This is a genomic window from Bacillus sp. FSL K6-1218 (assembly GCF_038006445.1).
Taxonomy (GTDB): domain Bacteria; phylum Bacillota; class Bacilli; order Bacillales; family Bacillaceae_G; genus Bacillus_A; species Bacillus_A thuringiensis_S.
Genome location: NZ_JBBOVE010000001.1, coordinates 3,892,127 through 3,917,342, shown reverse-complemented (window position 1 = coordinate 3,917,342; position 25,216 = coordinate 3,892,127). Strand labels below are relative to the sequence as shown.

The window sequence follows — 25,216 nt, the reverse complement described above, 5'->3', positions numbered from 1 at the left end:
AAATGCAAAAAATGACGATAAAAGAAGCGGAAAATGTATTGAAAGAAATTATGAATGAAGAAGATGATCGCTTTCAACTGTTAATGAAAGATGAGCGAAAAGGCGTTCAAAAGCTCGTTTTGAAGTGGTATAAACAAAAAGAGTTAGAACAGAAAGAAAAAGAGAATTTTTTTGAAATGTCCAAGTATGAAAATGCTTTGCGTGAAAAAGGGGTCACATATATCGCGGGTATTGATGAAGTAGGGCGTGGCCCGTTGGCTGGGCCTGTTGTGACGGCAGCTGTCGTCCTTCCAGAGGATTTTTATATTCCAGGGTTAAATGACTCAAAAAAGCTGAGTGAAGCGAAACGTGAGCGTTTTTATGATGAAATAAAAGTACAAGCAATTGCAATTGGCGTAGGAATTGTATCACCGCAAGTTATTGATGACATTAATATTTACCAAGCAACGAAACAAGCGATGTTAGATGCAGTTGCAAATTTATCTTGTACACCCCAACATTTATTAATTGATGCGATGAAGCTTCCTACACCAATTCCGCAAACCTCAATTATTAAAGGTGATGCGAAAAGTATTTCTATTTCAGCTGCATCTATTATTGCGAAAGTAACGAGAGATCGTATGATGAAAGAACTGGGAGAAAAGTATCCTGAATACGGATTTGAGCAACATATGGGATATGGCACAAAGCAACATTTAGAGGCAATTGAAGTGCATGGAGTATTAGATGAACACCGAAAGTCATTCGCGCCAATTAAAGATATGATTCAAAAATAAGCTGTAAATATACAGCTTATTTTTTATTTTGGCATATAAACATTACTATTTTCGAAAAAGAATAAAGCGATTTCAGTTTTCTGACACTTTATTGTAGACAGCGTGCCAATCATCTTATACAATGGCAATGTAATGTTTTTTAAACATTAAAAAACTTTTCGAGTAAAACAGGAAAACAGGGGAGGATGGGACCATGAATATCCATGAGTACCAAGGTAAGGCAGTCCTTAGAAGCTATGGGGTTAGCGTTCCGAACGGGAAGGTTGCATTTACAGTAGAAGAAGCTGTAGAAGCAGCGAAAGAACTAGGAACAGATGTATGTGTAGTGAAAGCACAAATTCACGCTGGTGGACGCGGCAAAGCTGGCGGAGTAAAAGTTGCAAAAAATTTAGATGAAGTTCGTACATATGCAGAAAGCATTTTAGGAACTACACTTGTGACACATCAAACAGGTCCTGAAGGTAAGGAAGTAAAACGCTTACTTATCGAAGAAGGTTGCGATATTAAAAAAGAATATTATGTAGGTCTAGTTTTAGATCGTGCAACTTCTCAAGTTGTTTTAATGGCGTCTGAAGAAGGCGGAACAGAAATTGAAGAAGTAGCAGAAAAAACACCTGAAAAAATCTTTAAAGAATATATTGATCCAGCAGTAGGCTTACAAGGTTTCCAAGCACGCCGAATTGCATTTAACATCAATATTCCAAAAGAGCTTGTAGGACAAGCTGTGAAGTTTATGATGGGCTTATACCGTGCGTTTATCGAAAAAGATTGCTCTATCGCTGAGATTAACCCACTTGTTACAACAGGTGAAGGTAAAGTTATGGCATTAGATGCAAAATTAAACTTTGATTCTAATGCGTTATATCGCCATAAAGACATTTTAGAGCTTCGTGATCTTGATGAAGAGGATTCAAAAGAAATTGAAGCTTCAAAATACGACTTAAACTACATTCCTTTAGATGGAAATATCGGTTGTATGGTTAATGGTGCAGGTTTAGCGATGGCTACAATGGATATCATTAAACATTACCACGGTGACCCAGCTAACTTCTTAGATGTTGGTGGCGGTGCAACTGCTGAAAAAGTTACAGAAGCATTCAAAATTATCCTTTCTGACAAAAATGTAAAAGGTATCTTCGTTAACATTTTTGGTGGCATTATGAAGTGTGATGTTATTGCAGAAGGTGTTATTGAAGCAACGAAACAAGTAGGTCTTGAGTTACCTTTAGTTGTACGTCTTGAAGGTACAAACGTAGAACTAGGTAAGAAAATTTTAAATGAGTCTGGCTTAAATATTGTTGCAGCAGAATCTATGGCAGACGGTGCACAAAAAATTGTTTCACTAGTGGGCTAATAGAAAGCGGGGGAGAAAAATGAGCGTATTAGTTAATAAAGATACAAAAGTTATTGTTCAAGGTATTACAGGTTCTCAAGGTTTATTCCATACAAAACAAATGATTGAATACGGTACGAAAATTGTCGGTGGTGTAACACCAGGTAAAGGCGGCACTGATATTGAAGGTGTACCAGTATTTGATACAGTAGAAGATGCAGTGAAAGCAACAGGCGCAAACGCTTCAGTTGTATACGTTCCACCCGCTTTTGCGGCAGATGCAATTATGGAAGCAGTTGATGCAGAAATTGATTTAGTAGTATGTATTACTGAAGGAATTCCTGTATTAGATATGGTAAACGTAAAGAGATATATGGCTGGTAAACATACACGTTTACTTGGACCAAACTGCCCAGGTGTAATCACACCAGATGAATGTAAGATTGGTATTATGCCAGGATATATTCATAAAAAAGGTCATGTTGGTATCGTATCTCGCTCTGGTACATTAACGTATGAAGCTGTACATCAGTTAACACAAGAAGGTATTGGCCAATCTACTGCTGTAGGTATCGGCGGAGACCCTGTTAACGGTACAGACTTTATTGATGCGTTAAAAGCATTTAATGAAGATGAAGAAACACATGCTGTAATTATGATTGGTGAAATCGGCGGTACAGCAGAAGAAGAGGCAGCTGAATGGGTAAAAGCTAATATGACAAAACCTGTTGTAGGCTTCATTGGTGGTCAAACAGCGCCTGCTGGCAAACGTATGGGCCATGCTGGTGCAATCATTTCTGGCGGTAAAGGAACTGCTGCTGAAAAGATTAAAACAATGGAAGCTTGTGGCATTAAAGTAGCTGAAACTCCAGCAGTTATGGGAGAAACGCTAATCTCTGTTTTAAAAGAAAAAGGTCTATTTGAGACTTGCAAAAACTATTAATCTGTTGAAAGACACCTTCTTACTTGAGGGTGTCTTTTTGCACTTTTTTCTGTTTACATAATAAAAATTATGGGTAAGGAGAATCAAGATGAAAAGAGAGCGGTTATTACATCTTCATTACTTGCTAGCAGATTATTGGAAAGCGATGGAGAGGCTACTATATGTCGATCCAGAATTAAAGAACATATATACTTTTAACGAAAAACAAATGGAGCACTACACTGGAATATCCTCGAAAAAATCTTCAGAACTAGTGAAATTTCTTCAAAGTTCAAATCTTCCGCAATATATATCTTATTTAGAGAAAAATCGTATCTTTTATATAACGATATGGGATGAAAATTATCCGCAATTATTACGTGAAATACAAGACCCTCCCTTCGTTTTATATGGAAAAGGAGAGAAAGATTTTCTAAATAAAGTAACTAAATTGGCAGTTGTTGGAACGAGAGAACCATCATTATATGGTCATGAGAGCTTGAAATTTATTTTACACCCTTTATTAGAAAGAGAGTGGCTTATTGTCAGTGGGTTTGCAAAAGGGATAGATACAATGTCTCATGAGATTACAGTAAGGCATCATTGCCCCACTATTGCGATATTAGGGCACGGATTGTCGTTTATGTATCCGAAAGAAAATAGACATTTATATGAAATGTGGAAGGAATATATATTGTTATTGACAGAGTATCCTCCGCACTATGCACCGAAAAAATGGTATTTTCCAAAAAGGAACCGGATTATTAGTGGTATAAGTAAAGGTGTTTTAGTTGTAGAAGCGAAATCGAGAAGTGGAACACTTATTACTGCAGACCTTGCGTTAGAGCAAAATAGAGAGGTGTTTGCACTTCCTGGACCTATATTTATAGAGGGGGCATCAGGAACGAATCATCTTATTCAACAAGGAGCAAAATTAGTAAGAAATGCAGAAGATATCTTGGAAGAGATTTTAAATTAACCTTATATTTTTAAATTTTTATTAAACAATTATTGACAAATGGTAGATTGGCACTGTATGGTATATTCATTCTTGATTGACAAAAACAAGAGAAATCAATAAGATTAATGAAGACTTGAATCCACCTCTTAAGGAGGCACTAGCATGTCAGATTACCTCGTGATCGTGGAGTCGCCTTCTAAGGCGAAGACCATTGAGAAATATTTAGGGAAAAAATACAAAGTTGTCGCGTCTATGGGACATGTTCGCGATTTGCCAAAAAGTCAAATGGGGATAGAAGTAAAGAACAACTTCACCCCGAAGTATATTACCATTCGTGGTAAAGGTCCCGTCTTAAAAGATTTAAAATCAGCGGCGAAAAAAGCAAAGAAAGTCTATCTCGCGGCCGATCCAGACCGCGAAGGGGAAGCAATCGCTTGGCATTTAGCGAATACGTTAAATGTGGACGTTGAATCAGATTGTCGGGTTGTGTTTAATGAGATTACGAAAGATGCAATCAAAGAATCATTTAAACATCCTCGTGCAATTAATATGGATTTAGTAGATGCACAACAAGCAAGACGTATACTTGATCGTCTTGTTGGTTACAATATTAGTCCTTTATTATGGAAGAAAGTAAAAAAAGGATTAAGTGCAGGGCGTGTACAATCTGTAGCAGTTCGTTTAATCATCGAACGTGAAAAGGAAATTCAAAGCTTTGAACCTGAAGAATTCTGGACAATTAAAACAGAATTTGTAAAAGGAAAAGACACATTTGAAGCAAGCTTTTACGGTGTAGATGGGGAAAAGGTTCAATTAACGAATGAAACGCAAGTGAATGAAATAATTGAACAGATGAAAGACAATGCGTTTTCAGTTGAAAATGTAACGCGCAAAGAGCGAAAACGTAATCCTGCATTACCGTTTACAACATCTTCCTTGCAACAAGAAGCAGCACGTAAGTTAAACATGCGAGCAAAGAAAACGATGATGCTTGCACAGCAATTGTATGAAGGGATAGATCTTGGAAAACAAGGAACTGTAGGTCTTATTACGTATATGAGAACTGATTCAACACGTATCTCAGAAACAGCTCAAACAGAGGCTCGTACTTACATCACTGAAGCGTATGGTACGGAATACATAGGAACAGAAAAGAAGAAAGAAACGAAAAAGTCAAATGCACAAGATGCACATGAGGCAATTCGTCCTACTTCGGTAATGAGAAAGCCAGAGGAACTAAAAAGTTTCTTAAGTCGTGATCAACTTCGATTATATAAATTGATTTGGGAGCGATTTGTTGCAAGTCAAATGGCGTCTGCTATAATGGATACTGTGACAGCGAGACTCATTAATAACAAGGTTCAGTTCCGTGCAAGTGGATCGGTTGTAAAGTTCCCAGGATTTATGAAAGTGTATGTAGAGTCGAAAGATGATGGTGCTGAAGAAAAGGATAAGATGTTGCCGCCTTTAGAAGTAGGGGAAACTGTATTTTCAAAGGATTTAGAACCGAAGCAACATTTTACACAACCTCCTCCGCGCTATACAGAGGCTCGTCTAGTAAGAACACTTGAAGAACTTGGAATCGGAAGACCGTCGACTTATGTACCTACACTTGAAACGATTCAAAAACGTGGATATGTAGGCTTGGATAATAAACGCTTCGTTCCGACTGAACTTGGTGAAATAGTAATTGAACTTATTTTAGAATTTTTCCCGGAAATTATTAACATTGAATTTACTGCCAATATGGAGCAAAGCCTTGATGAAGTGGAAGAAGGAAATGCCAATTGGGTGAAAATTGTTGATGATTTCTACGTAGGATTTGAACCGCGCTTAGAAAAAGCGGAAAAAGAAATGCGTGAAGTGGAAATTAAAGATGAGCCAGCTGGGGAAGACTGTGAATTATGCGGACATCCAATGGTCTTTAAAATGGGTAAATACGGGAAGTTTATGGCTTGTTCGAATTTCCCTGATTGTCGTAATACAAAACCGATTGTGAAAGAAATCGGTGTAACTTGTCCGAAATGTGAAGAAGGACAAATTATTGAGCGTCGTAGTAACAAAAAGAAACGCCTTTTCTATGGATGCGGTACGTATCCAGAATGTGACTTTGTATCTTGGGATAAGCCGATTGGTCGTAAATGTCCGAAGTGTGAAGGCATGCTTGTAGAGAAGAAGTTGAAAAAAGGCGTGCAAGTACAATGTATTTCGTGCGATTATGAAGAAGAACAACAAATGTGAGCGTAACTGCTCACATTTTTTTCGGGAAGAAAAGGAAAGGTGATATATATGACAACACAAGTAGTAAACGTCATTGGCGCAGGTCTTGCAGGAAGTGAAGCGGCTTACCAAATTGCAAAACGTGGTGTCCAAGTTAGATTATATGAAATGAGGCCGGTAAGGCAAACGCCAGCTCATCACACAGATAAATTTGCTGAATTAGTATGTAGTAACTCACTTCGTGCAAACACTTTAACAAATGCAGTTGGAGTTATTAAAGAGGAAATGCGTTTAATGGATTCTGTAATTATTCGTGCGGCAGATGAGTGCTCTGTACCAGCTGGAGGTGCTTTAGCTGTAGACCGTCATGAGTTCGCAGCTAAAGTAACAGAATACGTAAAAAACCATCCGAATGTAACTGTAGTGAACGAAGAGCTTACTGAAATTCCAGAAGGACCAACAATTATTGCAACAGGTCCACTTACATCTCCTGATCTTGCTGCACAATTAAAAGAACTAACAGGTGAAGATTATTTCTATTTCTACGATGCGGCAGCACCAATCGTAGAAAAAGACAGTATTGACATGAATAAAGTATATTTAAAATCGCGTTATGACAAAGGGGAAGCTGCATATTTAAATTGCCCAATGACAGAAGAAGAGTTTGACCGTTTTTATGAGGCTTTAATTGCTGCTGAGACAGTGCCTTTAAAAGAGTTTGAAAAAGAAATTTTCTTTGAAGGTTGTATGCCAGTAGAAGTTATGGCAAGTAGAGGGAGACAGACGCTAGTATTTGGACCTATGAAACCTGTTGGATTGGAAGATCCAAAAACAGGGAAAACGCCATATGCTGTTGTTCAGTTACGTCAAGATGATGCAGCAGGAACTTTATACAATATCGTAGGTTTCCAAACGCATTTAAAGTGGGGACCACAAAAAGAAGTGCTACAGTTAATTCCGGGACTGGAAAATGCAGAGATTGTACGTTATGGTGTAATGCATCGTAATACGTTTATTAATTCACCTAATTTGCTTCGTCCAACATATCAATATAAACAACGTGATGATTTATTCTTCGCTGGTCAAATGACTGGAGTAGAGGGATATGTTGAATCAGCAGCATCAGGATTATTAGCAGGAATTAATGCTGCACGTCTTGTGCAAGGTGAAGAGCCAGTTGTATTACCGTCAGTAACTGCAATGGGCAGCATGGCAAATTACATTACGGCAACGAACGCTAAAAACTTCCAACCGATGAATGCGAACTTCGGTCTATTTGCACCGTTAGAGAAGAAGATCAAAAAGAAAGCGGAACGAAATGAAGCATACGCAACACGCGCTTTAGAAACAATTCAAAATTTTGTAAATATTTAGTTAAATTTCTTGCAAAGGCTACTAAGTTGTGATACGATTTAGTAGCCTTTATTGAGGTGAGTTGTGTGAATGTGAAGAAATTGTTACAATTATTCGTTGGATATTTACAAATTGAAAGAAATTATTCAAAATATACAATTGCAAGTTATCAAAATGATTTAGAACATTTTGTGCAATTTATGGAGCGAGAAGGCATATCCTCTTTTTTAGACGTTACATACGCGGATGTTCGTTTGTACTTAACGACGTTGCACGATGAAAAGTTAGCCCGTAAATCTGTCGCAAGAAAAGTATCAAGCTTACGAAGTTTATATCGTTTTTTGATGCGAGAAGGTTATCGGAAAGATAATCCGTTTGCACTTGCGTCACTCCCCAAAAAAGAATTGTCAATCCCAAAGTTTTTATATGCTGAAGAGTTAGAGGAATTATTTGAAGTTTCTGACACGGGAACACCATTAGGTCAAAGGAATCAAGCTTTATTAGAGTTGATGTATGCGACCGGAATCCGTGTGAGTGAATGTGTCAATTTACAACTTACTGATATTGACTTTGCGGTGGGAACAATTTTAGTAATGGGAAAAGGAAAAAAACAAAGGTATATTCCGTTCGGAAGCTATGCGCAAGATTCTTTAATTACTTATATAGAGAATGGGAGAAAACAGTTAGTTAATAAGACTGACGAAGACTCTCGTATGGTGTTTTTAAATGCGAAAGGTACACCGCTAACAAGTCGTGGAGTACGTTATGTTTTAAATGAACTCATTAAAAAGGCTTCACTGACAATGCGAATAAGTCCCCATATGTTAAGGCATACATTTGCTACACATATGTTAGATGAAGGGGCGGATTTACGTACTGTACAGGAGCTATTAGGTCATGAGAATTTGTCGACCACACAAATTTATACGCATGTCTCTAAAGAAAGATTGCGTTCTGTTTACATGAAGCATCACCCGCGGGCATAAATTGCTTTAAAAGCTATAAAAACAAATAAAGGAGTTTTTTCTATGGGGAATTTCCACGCTACAACGATATTTGCAGTTCATCATAATGGAGAATGTGCAATGGCTGGAGATGGTCAGGTGACAATGGGAAATGCTGTTGTAATGAAACATACAGCTCGTAAAGTTCGCAGACTTTTCCAAGGTAAAGTTTTAGCTGGTTTTGCAGGTTCAGTTGCTGATGCATTTACTCTTTTTGAAATGTTTGAAGGAAAATTAGAAGAGTATAATGGCAACTTGCAGCGTGCTGCTGTTGAAATGGCAAAACAATGGCGTGGCGATAAAATGTTACGTCAACTAGAAGCGATGCTCATTGTCATGGATAAAACAACTATGCTCCTTGTTTCAGGTACAGGAGAAGTGATTGAACCGGATGATGGTATTTTAGCAATTGGATCTGGTGGGAATTATGCACTTTCTGCAGGTCGTGCTTTAAAGCAATATGCAAGTGAACACTTAACAGCGAAACAAATTGCGAAAGCGAGTTTAGAGATTGCTGGCGATATTTGTGTTTATACGAATCACAACATAATTGTTGAAGAATTGTAGAATCGTAAGGGAGGCATTTTATATGCATTTACATTTTACTCCGCGCCAAATTGTGGAAAAATTAGATCAATACATCATCGGTCAAAAAGACGCAAAGAAAGCGGTTGCTGTAGCGTTGAGAAATCGATACCGTCGCAGTAAATTAGCTGAAAATTTACGTGATGAAATAGCACCTAAAAACATTTTGATGATTGGACCGACAGGTGTTGGGAAAACAGAGGTAGCACGACGAATGGCGAAACTCGTTGGAGCACCTTTTATTAAGGTTGAGGCTACAAAATTCACAGAAGTTGGATATGTGGGTAGAGATGTAGAGTCGATGGTACGTGACCTTGTGGAAACATCGGTTCGTATCGTAAAAGAAGAAATGGTAGTGAAAGTTCAAGATAAAGCAGAAGAGCAAGCGAATCAACGTCTTGTTGAAATTTTAGTACCGAGTCCGGAGAAGCAATCTGGATTTAAAAATCCATTAGAGATGCTTTTTGGGGGCGCTCAAAATTCGAGTCAAACGTCTGATACACAAGAAGATGGTGAAATCGAAAAGAAACGTCAAGATGTGGAGAGAAAGCTTGCTGCAGGGCTTCTTGAAGACGAAATTGTATCGATTGAAGTGACTGAGCAACAGTCGTCAATGTTTGATATGTTACAAGGAACTGGCATGGAACAAATGGGAATGAATTTCCAAGATGCGTTAGGGAGTTTTATGCCGAAAAAAACAAAAAAACGTAAACTTTCTGTAAAAGAAGCAAGAAAACTCTTGACAAATGAAGAGGCACAGCGCTTAATTGATATGGATGAAGTTACACAAGAGGCTGTTTATCGTGCTGAACAGCTCGGGATTATTTTTATCGATGAAATTGACAAAATTGCTGGTAAGCAGTCGAATAGCGTAGATGTATCACGTGAAGGTGTGCAACGTGACATTTTGCCAATTGTAGAAGGGTCGAATGTTGCGACAAAATACGGATCAGTAAAAACGGATTATATTTTATTCGTTGCAGCTGGAGCGTTCCATATGTCTAAACCGTCGGATTTAATTCCGGAATTGCAAGGGAGATTTCCGATTCGAGTAGAATTAACAAAATTATCGACAGACGATTTTGTTAAAATATTAATCGAGCCTGACAATGCGTTAATTAAACAATATATGGCATTATTAGCGACTGAAGGTATAGAAATTGAATTTTCAGACGAAGCTATTCGTAAGATTGCTGAGATTGCTTATCAAGTTAATCAGGATACAGATAATATTGGAGCAAGAAGACTTCATACGATTATGGAGAAGCTCCTTGAAGATTTATCGTTTGAAGCATCTGAAATTACGTTAGAGAAAATAACGATAACCCCTCAATACGTTGAGGAGAAATTAGCAACAATTGCTAAAAATAAAGATGTGAGCCAGTTTATTTTGTAATAGTGTCATCAGGTGACTCGCCCTAGTTTCCAAGTGATGAAAAAATATGTGAGTAACATGTAGGAGGAACTTTTGAAATGGAATTATTAGCAAAAACAAGAAAATTAAATGCGTTATTACAGAGCGCAGCAGGGAAGCCTGTAAACTTTAGAGAAATGTCTGACACAATGTGTGAAGTAATCGAAGCAAACGTATTCGTAGTTAGCCGTCGTGGTAAATTACTAGGTTATGCAATTCACCAACAAATCGAAAACGAACGCATGAAGCAAATGCTTGCAGAACGTCAATTCCCAGAAGAATATACACAAAGCTTATTCAACATTACAGAAACATCTTCAAACTTAGATGTGAACAGTGCTTACACAGCATTCCCAGTAGAAAACAGAGAATTATTTGGTCAAGGTTTAACTACAATCGTACCAATCGTTGGTGGTGGTGAGCGTCTAGGTACATTAGTATTAGCTCGTCTAGGTCAAGAGTTCTTAGATGACGATTTAATCCTTGCTGAGTACAGCTCAACTGTTGTAGGTATGGAAATCTTACGTGAAAAAGCAGAAGAAATCGAAGAGGAAGCACGTAGTAAAGCTGTTGTTCAAATGGCGATCAGCTCATTATCTTACAGTGAGTTAGAAGCAATTGAGCACATCTTCGAAGAATTAAATGGAACAGAAGGTTTACTTGTTGCAAGTAAAATTGCTGATCGCGTAGGAATTACTCGCTCTGTAATCGTAAATGCACTACGTAAATTAGAAAGTGCTGGTGTTATTGAGTCTCGCTCTTTAGGTATGAAAGGAACATACATTAAAGTGCTAAACGACAAGTTTCTACAGGAACTTGCTAAATTAAAAACAAACTAATTTATAAAAAACTCTCCTCGATTGAGGAGAGTTTTTTTGTGCAATGGATTGATGGTGCTTGTGAAAAGTGGCATAAGCGTGTTTTCTGGGAAAACTATTAATTGTATTTTGCTTTTTTGCTTAAAAGAAATGAAGGTTGGTAATACTAGAATTCGAGTATGAACAAAGAAAGTTTTACATTGTTCGCATTTTCGACTTGATTGTAATATTTCAGTATGATATAGTAAGCAGTGGTGTCAGTACAAAGTACACACGTTTACTGATTTAAGTGTTGGTGCTACGTTTGTAGTTTCGCTTAGAGATGAAGTAAACGGAGGATATCAAAAACCATTTAGGAGGAACTATATTATGTCAGTAATTTCTATGAAGCAATTGCTTGAAGCTGGTGTTCATTTCGGACATCAAACTCGTCGTTGGAACCCAAAAATGAAGCGTTACATTTTCACAGAGCGTAACGGTATCTACATCATCGACTTACAAAAAACTGTGAAAAAAGTTGAGGAAGCTTACAGAACGATGCGCGACATCGCTGCTGAAGGTGGAGACATTTTATTCGTAGGTACTAAAAAACAAGCACAAGAAGCTATTAAAGAAGAAGCAACTCGTGCTGGTATGTACTTCGTTAACCAACGTTGGTTAGGTGGAACTTTAACAAACTTCCAAACAATCCAAAAGCGTATCAAGCGTCTTAAAGACATCGAAAGAATGCAAGAAGATGGTACTTTCGAAGTACTTCCTAAGAAAGAAGTTGTTCAACTTAAAAAAGAGTTAGAGCGTCTTGAGAAATTCTTAGGCGGTATTAAAGATATGAAAGGTCTTCCAAGTGCATTATTCGTAGTAGACCCTCGTAAAGAGCGTATTGCAGTTGCTGAAGCACGCAAATTACACATTCCAATCATCGGTATCGTTGATACAAACTGTGATCCAGACGAAATCGATCACGTTATCCCAGCAAACGATGATGCAATTCGTGCTGTAAAACTTCTTACATCTAAAATGGCAGACGCGATCCTTGAAGCAAAACAAGGTGAAGAAACTGTTACTGCGTAACAAAGTTGGAAAGGTGATAAGGGGTTCGGCCTTTTATCACCTTTTTTAAGGTATAAACACCTTTATAAAAGGTATAAATACATATTTTAGGAGGATGAAAAGTATGGCAATCACTGCTCAAATGGTAAAAGAATTACGTGAAAAAACTGGCGCAGGTATGATGGACTGCAAAAAAGCTTTAACAGAAACTAACGGCGACATGGAGAAGGCAATTGACTTCTTACGTGAAAAAGGTATTGCGAAAGCTGCTAAAAAAGCAGACCGCATTGCTGCTGAAGGTTTAACTTTCATCGAAACAAACGGTAACGACGCTTTAATCTTAGAATTAAACTCTGAAACTGATTTCGTTGCGAAAAACGAAGGTTTCCAAGCATTAATTAAAGAACTAGCTGCTCACTTATTAGCTAACAAACCTGCTAACGTTGAAGAAGCTATGGCTCAAACAATTGAAGGCGGCAAAACAGTAGAAGAGCACATCAACGAAGCAATCGCTAAAATTGGTGAAAAACTTACACTTCGTCGTTTCGAAATCGTATCAAAAACTGATGCAGATGCATTCGGCGCTTACCTACACATGGGTGGACGTATTGGTGTATTAACAGTTCTTGAAGGTTCTACTGATGAAGCAGCTGCTAAAGATGTGGCAATGCACATTGCAGCAGTTAACCCTAAATACATCGACCGCGATGCTGTAACAGCTGAAGAAGTTGAGCATGAGCGTCAAGTATTAACACAACAAGCATTAAACGAAGGCAAGCCTGAAAAAATCGTTGCAAAAATGGTTGAAGGCCGTCTAGGCAAATTCTTCGAAGAGATTTGCTTACTTGACCAAGCATTCGTTAAAAACCCTGATATGAAAGTTCGTCAGTTCGTTGAGTCTAAAGGCGGAACATTAAAAGGATTCGTTCGCTACGCTGTTGGTGAAGGTATCGAAAAACGCGAAGACAACTTTGCTGAAGAAGTAATGAACCAAGTAAAAGGTAGTAACTAATACAGATTAGGGAACACATTGTGTTCCCTTTTTTAAAATAAAGATGTAAGCAATTGGAGGTTCATTATGAGTAAACCGAAATATAATCGTGTCGTTTTAAAGCTAAGTGGAGAAGCTTTAGCTGGAGAGCAAGGATTTGGAATTAATCCAACTGTTATTAAGTCAGTTGCAGAACAAGTAAAAGAAATTGCAGAACTTGATGTAGAGGTTGCTGTTGTTGTTGGTGGCGGTAACATTTGGCGTGGGAAAATTGGAAGTGAAATGGGCATGGATCGTGCAGGAGCAGATTACATGGGCATGTTAGCTACAGTTATGAATTCATTAGCTCTTCAAGATAGCTTGGAGAATATTGGAATCCAAACTCGTGTACAAACTTCAATTGAGATGCGTCAAGTGGCAGAGCCTTACATTCGCCGTAAAGCAGTTCGTCACTTAGAGAAAAAACGTGTTGTTATCTTTGCAGCAGGTACAGGTAATCCATACTTCTCTACAGATACAACAGCAGCATTACGTGCAGCGGAAATCGAAGCAGACGTTATTTTAATGGCGAAAAATAATGTGGATGGCGTATATAGCGCAGATCCATCTATTGACCCAACGGCTACGAAATACGAAACGCTTACTTACTTAGATGTATTAAAAGAAGGTTTAGGTGTAATGGATTCTACAGCTTCTTCTCTATGTATGGATAATGATATTCCATTAATTGTATTCTCAGTTATGGAAAAAGGTAATATTAAACGTGCCGTTTTAGGCGAAAATATTGGAACAGTTGTAAGGGGGAAATAAATATGGGACAACAAGTATTGAAGTCTTCAAATGAAAAAATGGAAAAAGCAGTTGCTGCTTATTCTCGTGAATTAGCAACAGTTCGCGCTGGTCGTGCAAGCTCGTCTGTATTAGATAAGGTACAAGTTGATTACTATGGTGCACCAACACCAGTTGTGCAATTAGCGAACATTACAGTTCCAGAAGCACGTTTACTTGTAATTCAACCTTATGATAAAACTTCTATCGGTGATATCGAAAAAGCAATTTTAAAAGCAGATTTAGGCTTAAACCCTTCTAATGATGGAACTGTAATTCGTATTGCATTCCCTGCATTAACAGAAGAGCGTCGTCGTGATCTTGTTAAAGTTGTGAAAAAATATGCTGAAGAAGCAAAAGTAGCTGTTCGTAACGTACGTCGTGACGGAAATGATGATCTTAAGAAGCTTGAAAAAGCTGGCGAGATTACAGAAGATGATTTAAGAGGATATACTGAAGATATCCAAAAAGAAACAGATAAATATATTGCAAAAGTTGACGAAATCGCAAAAAACAAAGAAAAAGAAATCATGGAAGTGTAATAGCGATAACTTCGCAAATATGACCCTCTTCTTAAGGGGGTCTTTTTACACTTTTAGGCATACGTCTGCTTGTTGGAGGGTATGAATGATGTTTAAAAACTTTCCTTTTTTTAAAGGTAAAAAGGACACATCGTTTGATCATCTCGTTGAAGAAGTGAAAAAAGGATATATCCCAGAACATATTGCCATCATTATGGATGGGAATGGAAGATGGGCAAAGAGGAGAGCAATGCCTCGTATTGCGGGACATCATGAAGGTATGCAAGTTGTAAAGAAAATTACAAAATTTGCAAGTAAACTTAATGTGAAAGTGTTAACTCTCTATGCTTTTTCAACTGAGAACTGGAAAAGACCGAAAAAGGAAGTTGATTATTTAATGAAGCTTCCAGAAGAATTTCTAGGTACATTTTTACCAGAATTGATTGAAGAAAACGTACAAGTCCGAGTAATAGGGCAAAAAGATCGTCTTCCTACGCATACACGCAGAGCGATGGAGAAAGCCATGGAAGATACGAAAGAGAATACGGGATTAATTCTTAATTTCGCGTTAAACTATGGAAGTCGAGATGAAATCGTTTCTGCTGTGCAACATATGATGAAAGATAACGAGGAAGGAAAAATTCGTTCTGAAGAGGTAAGTGAAGAAATGCTTTCTTCCTACTTAATGACGAGTTCTTTACCTGATCCAGAGTTGTTAATCCGAACAAGCGGAGAGCTACGTATTAGTAATTTCATGTTATGGCAAATTGCGTATTCGGAGTTTTGGTTTACAGACGTGTATTGGCCAGACTTCAAAGAAGAACATTTGTTAAATGCAATTACTGACTTTCAACATAGAGGGCGCAGATTCGGAGGCGTGTAGAAAGAGAGGGTTTGGTAGTGAAACAGAGAATTATTACTGGAGTGGTTGCTGCCGCGCTATTCATTCCCATCGTAATATACGGTGGCGTGCCTTTTACGGTTTTAGTGTATGCACTTGCTTCTATAGGTTTATATGAATTAATTCGCATGAATAAGCTTACGCTTATTTCAGTACCGACAGTTTTAGCTGCAGTATTATTGTGGATTCTTTTAATTCCAAGTAGTGCATCAGAACTGTTTACATGGATTGGATTAGGTAAATTGGAAATCACATTTGTGATTGTTTTATTACTTTTATCATATACAGTCCTTTCTAAGAATACATTTACTTTTGATAATGCTTCATTTTTACTGATGGCAACGACATATGTGGCAATGGGATTCTTATATTTAAATGAAACGAGAATATTAGGAATTAAATATGTGTTTTGCGCATTATTTATTATATGGGCTACTGATTCAGGCGCATATTTCGTAGGAAAAGCATTAGGCAAGAGAAAATTGTGGCCAGAAATTAGTCCAAATAAAACGATTGAAGGTTCATTAGGCGGCATCGTTTGCGGAATTATCGTGGCACTTGTTTACAACGCGTTCTTCCCAGTGGAATCGAATGTAGTAATTTTAATTGTGCTGACAATTATCATTTCTATTTTTGGACAAATTGGTGATTTAGTACAATCTGCTTTTAAACGTCATTATGGCGTAAAGGATTCAGGTACAATTTTACCTGGACATGGTGGTATATTAGATCGAACAGATAGTTGGTTATTCGTTTTACCAATTCTCTACTTCTTATTACAATACAATTAATAAATGAACGAGGGGTTGGAGTCATGAAAAACATTAGTTTATTAGGTGCAAGCGGATCAATTGGTACACAAACTTTAGATGTATTACGCTCGCACCCAGACCAATTCCGTCTCGTTGCTTTTTCTGTAGGGAAAAATATTGACTACGCAGTAAAGGTAATTCAAGAATTTTCTCCGCAAATCGTCTCTGTGCAAAGAGAGGAAGATGTTTTAAAATTACAAGCTGTTTCTGGTAATACAAAAATTGTATATGGTAGTGAAGGGCTTTTAGAAGTAGCATTACATCCAGATGCGGAGATTGTAGTAAATGCTGTTGTAGGTAGCGTAGGGTTGTTACCAACACTTCGTGCAATTGAGGCGAAAAAAACAATTGGAATTGCAAATAAAGAAACGTTAGTAACTGCAGGACATCTTGTAATGGAAGCAGCACGAAAACATAATGTTTCGTTACTTCCAGTAGATAGTGAACATTCAGCTATTTTTCAATGCTTGAATGGTGAAAATGAGAAAAGAATTTCTCGTCTTATTATAACGGCTTCTGGTGGAAGTTTCCGTGATAAAACGAGGGATGAATTGCATCATGTGACCGTAGAAGATGCGCTTCGACATCCAAACTGGTCAATGGGTTCGAAAATTACAATTGATTCTGCTACAATGATGAATAAGGGACTAGAAGTAATTGAAGCACATTGGCTTTTTGGTATCCCTTACGAGCAAATCGATGTTGTTTTACATAAAGAAAGTATTATCCATTCTATGGTTGAATTTGAAGATCGTAGTGTAATGGCGCAGCTTGGTTCACCTGATATGCGAGTACCAATTCAATACGCACTTACATATCCTGATAGATTGCCTCTTTCAGACACAAAACAGTTAAACTTATGGGAAATAGGGACGTTGCATTTTGAGAAAATGGACCAAGAAAGATTCCGTTGTCTACGTTTTGCGTATGAAGCTGGAAAAGCAGGTGGAAGTATGCCAGCTGTAATGAACGCAGCGAATGAAGTAGCTGTTGAAGCCTTTTTACAAAAGAGAATTGGTTTCTTAACAGTAGAAGACCTCATTGAAAAAGCAATGAACCATCACAATGTCATTGCACGTCCGAGCTTAGAGGAAATTCTGGAAATTGATGCAGCCACAAGACGGTTTGTGATGGAACAAATTTAGCAAAGGTGGTTATGGAATTGAATACAGCGATTGCCTTTATATTAATTTTCGGTGCACTCGTATTTTTCCATGAGCTAGGGCATCTATATTTCGCAAAAAGAGCAGGTATTTTATGCCGCGAGTTTGCGATTGGTTTTGGTCCGAAAATATTCTCATTTGAAAAGAATGAAACGGTGTATACGATTCGATTACTGCCCCTTGGTGGCTATGTAAGAATGGCTGGCGAGGATGCGGACACAGTTGAGTTAAAGCCTGGGAAAAAGGTTGGCCTTGTATTAAATGAAAAAGACGAAGTTGTGAAATTAGTTTTTGATGGATATGAAAAGTATCCAAATGTTCGTGTCATTGAAGTCGAACAAGCTGATTTGGAGCACAATCTAACAATTTCGGGCTATGAGGAGTACGAGGAAGAGCTTCAAACGTTCCGAGTGAATGAAAAAGCTCGTATTATTACTGCGGGGGAAGAAATTCAAATTGCTCCGTATAATAGACAATTTGGTTCAAAAAAACTAGGGCAACGCGCTTTAACAATCTTTGCGGGTCCTGCAATGAACTTCATTTTAGCATTTGTTATTTTTGTGATTCTTGGATTTGTACAAGGGGTTCCTATTGACAAACCAATGGTCGGAAAAGTGATGGATAATAGTGCAGCACAGCAAGCTGGATTGAAAGAGAATGATACAATTCAAGCGATTGATGGGAAAAACACAAGTACATGGAAAGATGTTGTTGACATTGTACGTGAAAATCCGAATAAAGAAATTACGTTACAAGTAAAGCGTGATAATGAACAGTTTAATGTGAAAGTAACGCCAACACTCGATAAAGAAGGAAAAGACGAAGTTGGTAGGATTGGTGTTTATTCCCCTGTAGAGAAAACAGTAATGGGTTCTATTAAATCAGGATTTGAACAAACATACCAATGGACGAAACTAATTTTTGAATCTCTTGTGAAATTAGTAACTGGTCAATTTTCTATTAATGAGTTGTCAGGTCCAGTAGGAATTTATAATCTAACAGATCAAGTTGTAGATTATGGATTTACGCGTGTACTAAGTTTAGCGGCAGTTTTAAGTATTAACCTTGGTTTATTCAATTTATTACCAGTTCCTGCTTTAGACGGTGGCCGTTTATTCTTCTTCTTAATTGAAGCGTTACGAGGAAAACCAATTGACCGTCAAAAAGAAGGAATGGTTCACTTTATTGGTTTTGCATTATTAATGTTATTAATGTTAGTTGTAACATGGAATGACATTCGTAAGTTTTTCTTGTAAAATAGAATGAAACTTATAATGAAATAGAGTCCGTAGAATAAAATCCCTCACCTAATTCGAGGTGAGGGGTTTTACTGCGTGTAAGAGTAAAATGAAGAGGTGCAAATAAATGAAACAAAGTATGGTATTCAGTCCTACATTACGTGAAGTTCCAGCTGATGCTGAAATTAAGAGTCATCAATTATTACTTCGCGCAGGTTTTATGCGTCAAAATGCTTCTGGTATTTATAGTTTTCTACCATTTGGGTTAAAAGTATTACACAAAGTAGAACGTATCGTTCGAGAAGAAATGGAGCGCGCAGGAGCTGTGGAATTATTGATGCCAGCTATGCAAGCTGCAGAATTATGGCAAGAATCAGGTCGTTGGTATTCTTACGGATCTGAATTAATGCGTATGAAAGATCGTAACGCTCGTGAGTTTGCTTTAGGAGCGACGCATGAAGAAGTAATTACTGATCTTGTACGTGATGAAATAAAATCATATAAAAAATTACCGTTAACATTATATCAAATTCAAACGAAATTCCGCGATGAACAAAGACCTCGTTTCGGTTTATTACGTGGAAGAGAGTTTCTAATGAAAGATGCATACTCTTTCCATGCTACACAAGAGAGCTTAGATGAAGTATACGATCGCTTATACAAAGCATATTCTAACATTTTTGCTCGTTGTGGTTTGAACTTCCGTGCAGTTATTGCTGATTCTGGAGCAATGGGCGGAAAAGATACACATGAATTCATGGTATTATCTGATGTTGGTGAAGATACAATTGCATACTCTGATACATCTGATTATGCAGCGAACATTGAAATGGCTCCTGTTGTAGCTACGTATACGAAGAGTGACGAAGCGGAAATGGCACTTGAAAAGGTTGCAACGCCAGATCAAAAAGCGATTGAAGAAGTATCTGCATTCTTAAACATTGAAGCTGACAAGTGTATTAAGTCTATGGTATTTAAAGTAGATGAGAAATTAGTAGTTGTACTTGTTCGTGGTGATCACGAAGTAAACGATGTAAAAGTGAAAAATGTATACGGCGCTTCAGTTGTTGAGCTTGCTTCTCATGAGGAAGTAAAAGAATTATTAAATTGTGAAGTTGGTTCATTAGGACCGATTGGTGTAACAGGTGATATCGAAATTATCGCTGACCATGCTGTAGCATCAATTGTTAACGGATGTTCAGGAGCGAACGAAGAAGGATTCCATTATGTAAATGTAAATCCAGAACGTGACTTTAAAGTAAGTCAGTATACAGATTTACGCTTTATTCAAGAAGGAGACCAATCTCCAGACGGAAACGGAACAATTCTTTTTGCACGCGGAATTGAAGTTGGTCATGTATTCAAATTAGGAACTCGTTATAGTGAAGCAATGAACGCAACATTCCTAGATGAAAATGGGAAAACACAACCACTTATTATGGGTTGTTACGGTATCGGTGTATCTCGTACAGTGGCAGCAATTGCAGAGCAGTTTAATGATGAGAACGGCTTAGTTTGGCCGAAAGCTGTAGCACCGTTCCATGTGCATGTAATTCCAGTAAATATGAAATCTGATGCACAACGTGAAATGGGTGAAAATATCTACAACTCATTACAAGAAAAAGGCTATGAAGTGTTATTAGACGATCGTGCAGAACGTGCAGGTGTTAAATTTGCAGATGCAGATTTATTCGGCCTTCCAGTTCGCGTTACAGTTGGTAAAAAAGCAGACGAAGGTATTGTAGAAGTGAAAGTACGTGCTACAGGTGAGTCTGAAGAAGTAAAAGTAGAAGAACTTCAAACATATATTGCAAATATTTTAAAATAAGAAGAGGTACCTCGTAATGGGGTACCTTCTCTTTCTTTGTAAACGTATTTTGTAAAAGAAGAAGTGAGAAATCTTTCTTTGTAGTACGTTTCAATTTATAATAGCAAATGGAAGGAGAGTGCTTATGTCTTTAACAAATGAACAACAAGAGCGATTTCAAATTTTGCTCCAGCAGTTGCAAATACCAGACGACCTTATAAATCAATATTTACAAGGCGGTGGTATTGAAAGGCTCGTTATTGATAAAGCGAATAAAAGTTGGCATTTTGATTTACAAGTGCCACGTATTTTGCCTACAGAATTATATGAATTGCTAGAAACAAAGCTTAAGCAATCATTTTCTCATATTGCAAGAACAACATTTGCATTAGAAACAGAGAATAAACAATTTACAGAAGAAGAAGTGAGGGCGTATTGGCCGCTTTGTACGGAACGAATTACATTTTCACCTATGTTTGCTTACTTAAAGAAACAGCTTCCGCAGGTGAATGGAGTGAAGTTGCTAATAAATGTGAATAATGAGCTGGAGTCTACTGCTTTAAAGAAAAACGTTGCGAAACCAGTAGGGGATCAATACGAAGCTTTTGGATTCCCGCGTTTCCAGTTAGACACACATATACAGCAAAATGCAGAAGAAATGCAAAAGTTTCGTGAGCAAACGCAGCAAGAAGACCGCGAGCGTGTTATACAAGCTATGGAAGAAATGGCGAAGAAGCAAGCTGAAGAAAGTAGCGTTGTGTATGAAGGACCGATTACACTCGGGTATCTTATTAAGCCAGATGAAGAGATTACACCGATGCGAGAAATTCAAGATGAAGAAAGAAGAAAAACGGTTCAAGGATATGTCTTCCATGTAGAGACAAAAGAGCTTCGTAGTGGACGTACGTTATTAACTTTAAAAATAACGGATTATACGGATTCTATTATGATCAAAATGTTCTCGCGTGACAAAGAAGATATTCCAATGCTGCAATCCTTGAAAAAAGGAATGTGGGTGAAAGCCCGTGGTTCAGTCCAAAACGATACATTTGTTCGAGATTTAGTAATGATTGCGAATGATATTAATGAAATAACAGGTCCGTCTCGTAAAGATAAAGCGCCAGAAGGCGAAAAGCGTGTAGAACTTCATCTTCACACTCCCATGAGCCAAATGGATGCTGTTACTCCTGTTTCTAGGCTTGTTGCCCAAGCTGGTAAATGGGGACATGAAGCTATTGCGGTTACAGACCATGCTGTGGCTCAGTCGTTCCCGGAGGCATATTCTGCGGGGAAAAAGGCTGGAGTTAAAGTTATATACGGTGTAGAAGCGAATTTAGTTAATGATGGTGTACCGATAGCGTATAACGAAGCGCATCGTTTACTTGCAGAGGAAACGTATGTTGTTTTCGACGTTGAGACGACAGGTTTATCAGCTGTATACGATACAGTCATTGAGTTGGCTGCCGTAAAAGTAAAGGGTGGCGAAATCATTGATCGCTTTGAATCTTTCGCAAACCCACATCAACCATTATCAGCGACGATTATTGAATTAACAGGTATTACAGATGATATGTTAACTGATGCACCAGAAGTGGACGAAGTGTTTAAAAAGTTTGAGGAATGGATGGGTGACCATACACTTGTTGCCCATAACGCAAGCTTCGATATGGGATTTATTAACGTAGGTTTTAAAAAGGCTGGGTTAGAAAAAACGAATAACCCCGTTATTGATACGTTAGAACTTGCACGATTCTTATTCCCAGAAATGAAAAATCATCGATTAAATACGATGTGTAAAAAACTTGATATTGAATTAACGCAACATCACCGTGCGATTTATGATACAGAAGCGACGGGATATTTACTTGTGAAAATGTTGAAAGACGTAATTGAAAAGGGATTTGAATATCACGATCAATTAAATGATAGCATGGGGCAAGGGGATGCGTATAAGCGTGGCCGTCCAAGCCATCTGACGTTACTTGCCACATCAGATGTTGGATTGAAAAATTTATATAAACTTGTTTCATATTCTCACCTTAATTACTTTTACCGTGTACCACGAGTACCGAGGTCACTATTAAAAAAATATCGTGAAGGAATTTTAGTAGGAACGGCTTGTGATAAAGGTGAAGTGTTTGAGGCAATGATGCAAAAAGCTCCTGAAGAGGTAGAAGAAATTGCACAGTTCTATGATTACATTGAAGTAATGCCTCCAGAGGTGTTGCGTCATTTAGTAGAGCGTGAACTCGTTCGAGATGAGGGACAATTAAAAACAATTATCTCTAACTTAGTAAAACTAGGCGAGACGTTAGATAAACCAGTTGTTGCTACAGGGAACGTGCATTACTTAGATCCAGAAGATGCAATGTATCGTAAAATTTTAGTCAGTTCGCAGGGCGGAGCCAATCCGTTAAATCGACATTCATTACCGCCAGTACATTTCCGTACAACTGATGAAATGCTAGAGTGTTTTTCATTTTTAGGTGAAGACAAAGCGAAAGAAGTTGTTGTGACGAATACACAAAAGGTTGCGTCATTAATTGGTGATGTTCGTCCAGTAAAAGATGATCTATATACACCGAAAATTGAGGGTGCCGATGATGAAACACGTGATATGAGTTATAAAATGGCACGCAGTATATATGGTGAAGAACTACCAGAAATTGTAGAGGCTCGCTTAGAAAAAGAATTGAAAAGTATTATTGGACATGGATTTGCCGTTATCTATTTAATCTCACATAAGCTTGTGAAAAAATCGTTAGTCGACGGATATCTAGTAGGTTCGCGTGGTTCAGTAGGTTCATCGTTCGTTGCAACGATGATGGAAATTACAGAAGTAAACCCATTACCACCACACTATGTCTGTCCAAAGTGCAAGCAATCTGAATTCTTTAATGATGGTTCCGTAGGCTCTGGTTTCGACTTACCAGATAAAGATTGTCCGACATGTAATGTGGCATATGTGAAAGATGGACATGATATTCCATTCGAAACGTTCCTTGGATTTAAAGGAGATAAGGTACCCGATATCGATTTGAACTTCTCCGGGGAATACCAACCACGTGCCCATAACTATACGAAAGTACTGTTCGGTGAAGACTATGTATACCGTGCTGGAACGATTGGTACAGTTGCGGAAAAAACAGCTTATGGATATGTAAAAGGTTATGCAAATGATCACAATTTAACAATTCGAAATGCAGAGATTGATCGCTTAGTAGCGGGATGTACAGGGGTAAAACGTACAACTGGACAGCATCCAGGTGGTATTATCGTTGTGCCAGATTACATGGATATCTTTGATTTTTCACCAATACAGTTTCCTGCTGATTCAATTGGTGCTGAGTGGAGAACAACGCATTTTGACTTCCACTCGATTCATGATAATTTATTGAAACTTGATATACTAGGACACGATGATCCGACCGTTATTCGTATGTTACAAGATCTAAGTGGTATTGATCCGAAAACAATCCCAACGGATGATCCAGAAGTAATGAAAATTTTCTCTGGTCCAGAAACGTTAGGGGTAACGGAAGAACAAATTAACTGTAAAACAGGTACACTTGGTATCCCAGAATTCGGTACGAAGTTCGTAAGACAGATGTTAGAAGAGACAAAACCAACGACATTCTCAGAATTGGTCCAAATTTCTGGGCTGTCACATGGTACTGACGTATGGCTTGGTAATGCAAATGAGTTAATTTATAACGGTACATGTACGCTGAGTGAAGTTATCGGTTGTCGTGATGACATCATGGTATATTTAATCTATCAAGGTTTAGATCCATCATTAGCCTTCAAAATCATGGAGTCGGTTCGTAAAGGTAAAGGTGTACCGGAAGAATGGGAAGATGACATGAAAGGTAATAATGTGCCAGGTTGGTATATTGATTCATGTAAGAAGATTAAATACATGTTCCCTAAAGCCCATGCGGCTGCTTACGTACTTATGGCTGTGCGTATCGCATACTTTAAAGTACATTTTGCACTTTTATTCTATGCGGCATATTTTACAGTCCGTGCAGATGATTTTGATGTAGAGGCGATGGCGAAAGGTTCAGCATCCATACGTGTAAAAATTGATGAAATTGCTCAAAAAGGATTGGATGCAGCGCCGAAAGAGAAGAGTTTATTAACAGTACTAGAAATGACACTGGAAATGTGTGAGCGTGGATATTCATTCCAAAAGGTCGATTTATACCGCTCGCATGCTACTGAGTTTATTATTGATGGGGATACTTTAATTCCTCCATTTAATGCAGTGCCTGGTCTTGGTACGAACGCAGCCTTAAGTATTGTGGAAGCGCGCAAAAATGGAGACTTCTTATCAAAAGAAGACTTACAGCAGCGAAGTAAGGTTTCGAAAACAATTATTGAGTATTTAGATAGCCAAGGTTGTTTAGGAGATTTGCCGGATCAAAACCAATTATCACTGTTCTAATAGGTAGGAAAAGTCTTTGCAAATCAATATTTGCTATGGTATACTATAAACCGAGATAACCATGTCATGTAT

Annotated in this window: 20 protein-coding genes; all 20 read left to right on the top strand. The window is 37.9% G+C overall.

The features are described 5' to 3' along the window. The first annotated feature begins 2 nt into the window (after positions 1 to 2). The gene (locus MHI26_RS19805; protein ID WP_001171121.1) at positions 3 to 776 is read left to right on the top strand and encodes a ribonuclease HII; all 774 of its coding nucleotides are present in this window, start codon (positions 3 to 5) and stop codon (positions 774 to 776) included. Between the two features lie 193 nt (positions 777 to 969). Beyond that, positions 970 to 2,130 (top strand): ADP-forming succinate--CoA ligase subunit beta, encoded by a 1,161-nt coding sequence (gene sucC / locus MHI26_RS19800; protein WP_001020791.1) that lies wholly within the window; start codon positions 970 to 972, stop codon positions 2,128 to 2,130. A 19-nt stretch (positions 2,131 to 2,149) separates the two neighbouring features. Further along, positions 2,150 to 3,052: a succinate--CoA ligase subunit alpha gene (gene sucD / locus MHI26_RS19795; RefSeq protein WP_000115178.1), complete on the top strand. Its 903-nt coding sequence runs from the start codon at positions 2,150 to 2,152 to the stop codon at positions 3,050 to 3,052. Positions 3,053 to 3,140: 88 nt separating this feature from the next. Further along, positions 3,141 to 4,010, top strand: coding sequence for a DNA-processing protein DprA (gene dprA, locus MHI26_RS19790; protein ID WP_000818045.1), 870 nt, complete (start codon positions 3,141 to 3,143; stop codon positions 4,008 to 4,010). A 144-nt stretch (positions 4,011 to 4,154) separates the two neighbouring features. Continuing rightward, complete coding sequence (topA, locus tag MHI26_RS19785) at positions 4,155 to 6,233, top strand: type I DNA topoisomerase (protein ID WP_061666370.1); 2,079 nt, start codon at positions 4,155 to 4,157, stop codon at positions 6,231 to 6,233. 48 nt (positions 6,234 to 6,281) lie between these two features. Beyond that, positions 6,282 to 7,586 (top strand): FADH(2)-oxidizing methylenetetrahydrofolate--tRNA-(uracil(54)-C(5))-methyltransferase TrmFO, encoded by a 1,305-nt coding sequence (trmFO, locus tag MHI26_RS19780; protein WP_000213006.1) that lies wholly within the window; start codon positions 6,282 to 6,284, stop codon positions 7,584 to 7,586. Between the two features lie 65 nt (positions 7,587 to 7,651). Next, complete coding sequence (gene xerC, locus MHI26_RS19775) at positions 7,652 to 8,551, top strand: tyrosine recombinase XerC (RefSeq protein ID WP_001101245.1); 900 nt, start codon at positions 7,652 to 7,654, stop codon at positions 8,549 to 8,551. A 42-nt stretch (positions 8,552 to 8,593) separates the two neighbouring features. After that, a complete protein-coding gene (hslV, locus tag MHI26_RS19770; protein WP_000526274.1) occupies positions 8,594 to 9,136 on the top strand; it encodes an ATP-dependent protease proteolytic subunit HslV in 543 nt (180 codons plus the stop codon). A 22-nt stretch (positions 9,137 to 9,158) separates the two neighbouring features. After that, positions 9,159 to 10,550 (top strand): ATP-dependent protease ATPase subunit HslU, encoded by a 1,392-nt coding sequence (hslU, locus tag MHI26_RS19765; protein WP_000550084.1) that lies wholly within the window; start codon positions 9,159 to 9,161, stop codon positions 10,548 to 10,550. Between the two features lie 77 nt (positions 10,551 to 10,627). Continuing rightward, positions 10,628 to 11,407 carry a GTP-sensing pleiotropic transcriptional regulator CodY gene (gene codY, locus MHI26_RS19760; RefSeq protein ID WP_000421290.1) on the top strand — a complete coding sequence of 260 codons (780 nt, stop codon included), beginning with the start codon at positions 10,628 to 10,630 and terminating at the stop codon, positions 11,405 to 11,407. Positions 11,408 to 11,755: 348 nt separating this feature from the next. Then, the gene (gene rpsB / locus MHI26_RS19755) at positions 11,756 to 12,457 is read left to right on the top strand and encodes a 30S ribosomal protein S2 (protein WP_000111485.1); all 702 of its coding nucleotides are present in this window, start codon (positions 11,756 to 11,758) and stop codon (positions 12,455 to 12,457) included. 103 nt (positions 12,458 to 12,560) lie between these two features. Next, on the top strand, positions 12,561 to 13,448 hold the full coding sequence (tsf, locus tag MHI26_RS19750; protein ID WP_001018575.1) for a translation elongation factor Ts: 888 nt from the start codon (positions 12,561 to 12,563) through the stop codon (positions 13,446 to 13,448). 66 nt (positions 13,449 to 13,514) lie between these two features. Continuing rightward, positions 13,515 to 14,237, top strand: a complete 723-nt coding sequence (gene pyrH, locus MHI26_RS19745) for a UMP kinase (RefSeq protein WP_000042669.1) — start codon at positions 13,515 to 13,517, stop codon at positions 14,235 to 14,237. Between the two features lie 2 nt (positions 14,238 to 14,239). Continuing rightward, positions 14,240 to 14,797: a ribosome recycling factor gene (gene frr / locus MHI26_RS19740; RefSeq protein WP_000531505.1), complete on the top strand. Its 558-nt coding sequence runs from the start codon at positions 14,240 to 14,242 to the stop codon at positions 14,795 to 14,797. 85 nt (positions 14,798 to 14,882) lie between these two features. Further along, on the top strand, positions 14,883 to 15,659 hold the full coding sequence (gene uppS / locus MHI26_RS19735) for an isoprenyl transferase (protein WP_000971296.1): 777 nt from the start codon (positions 14,883 to 14,885) through the stop codon (positions 15,657 to 15,659). Between the two features lie 17 nt (positions 15,660 to 15,676). Then, positions 15,677 to 16,468 (top strand): phosphatidate cytidylyltransferase, encoded by a 792-nt coding sequence (gene cdsA, locus MHI26_RS19730; RefSeq protein ID WP_000813589.1) that lies wholly within the window; start codon positions 15,677 to 15,679, stop codon positions 16,466 to 16,468. A gap of 23 nt (positions 16,469 to 16,491) precedes the next feature. Then, positions 16,492 to 17,634, top strand: coding sequence for a 1-deoxy-D-xylulose-5-phosphate reductoisomerase (gene dxr / locus MHI26_RS19725; protein WP_000790358.1), 1,143 nt, complete (start codon positions 16,492 to 16,494; stop codon positions 17,632 to 17,634). Between the two features lie 17 nt (positions 17,635 to 17,651). Continuing rightward, positions 17,652 to 18,908 (top strand): RIP metalloprotease RseP, encoded by a 1,257-nt coding sequence (rseP, locus tag MHI26_RS19720; protein WP_001090242.1) that lies wholly within the window; start codon positions 17,652 to 17,654, stop codon positions 18,906 to 18,908. 109 nt (positions 18,909 to 19,017) lie between these two features. Next, positions 19,018 to 20,718, top strand: coding sequence for a proline--tRNA ligase (locus MHI26_RS19715; protein ID WP_000814295.1), 1,701 nt, complete (start codon positions 19,018 to 19,020; stop codon positions 20,716 to 20,718). Between the two features lie 124 nt (positions 20,719 to 20,842). Next, on the top strand, positions 20,843 to 25,144 hold the full coding sequence (locus MHI26_RS19710) for a PolC-type DNA polymerase III (protein ID WP_000059996.1): 4,302 nt from the start codon (positions 20,843 to 20,845) through the stop codon (positions 25,142 to 25,144). Positions 25,145 to 25,216 lie beyond the last annotated feature (72 nt).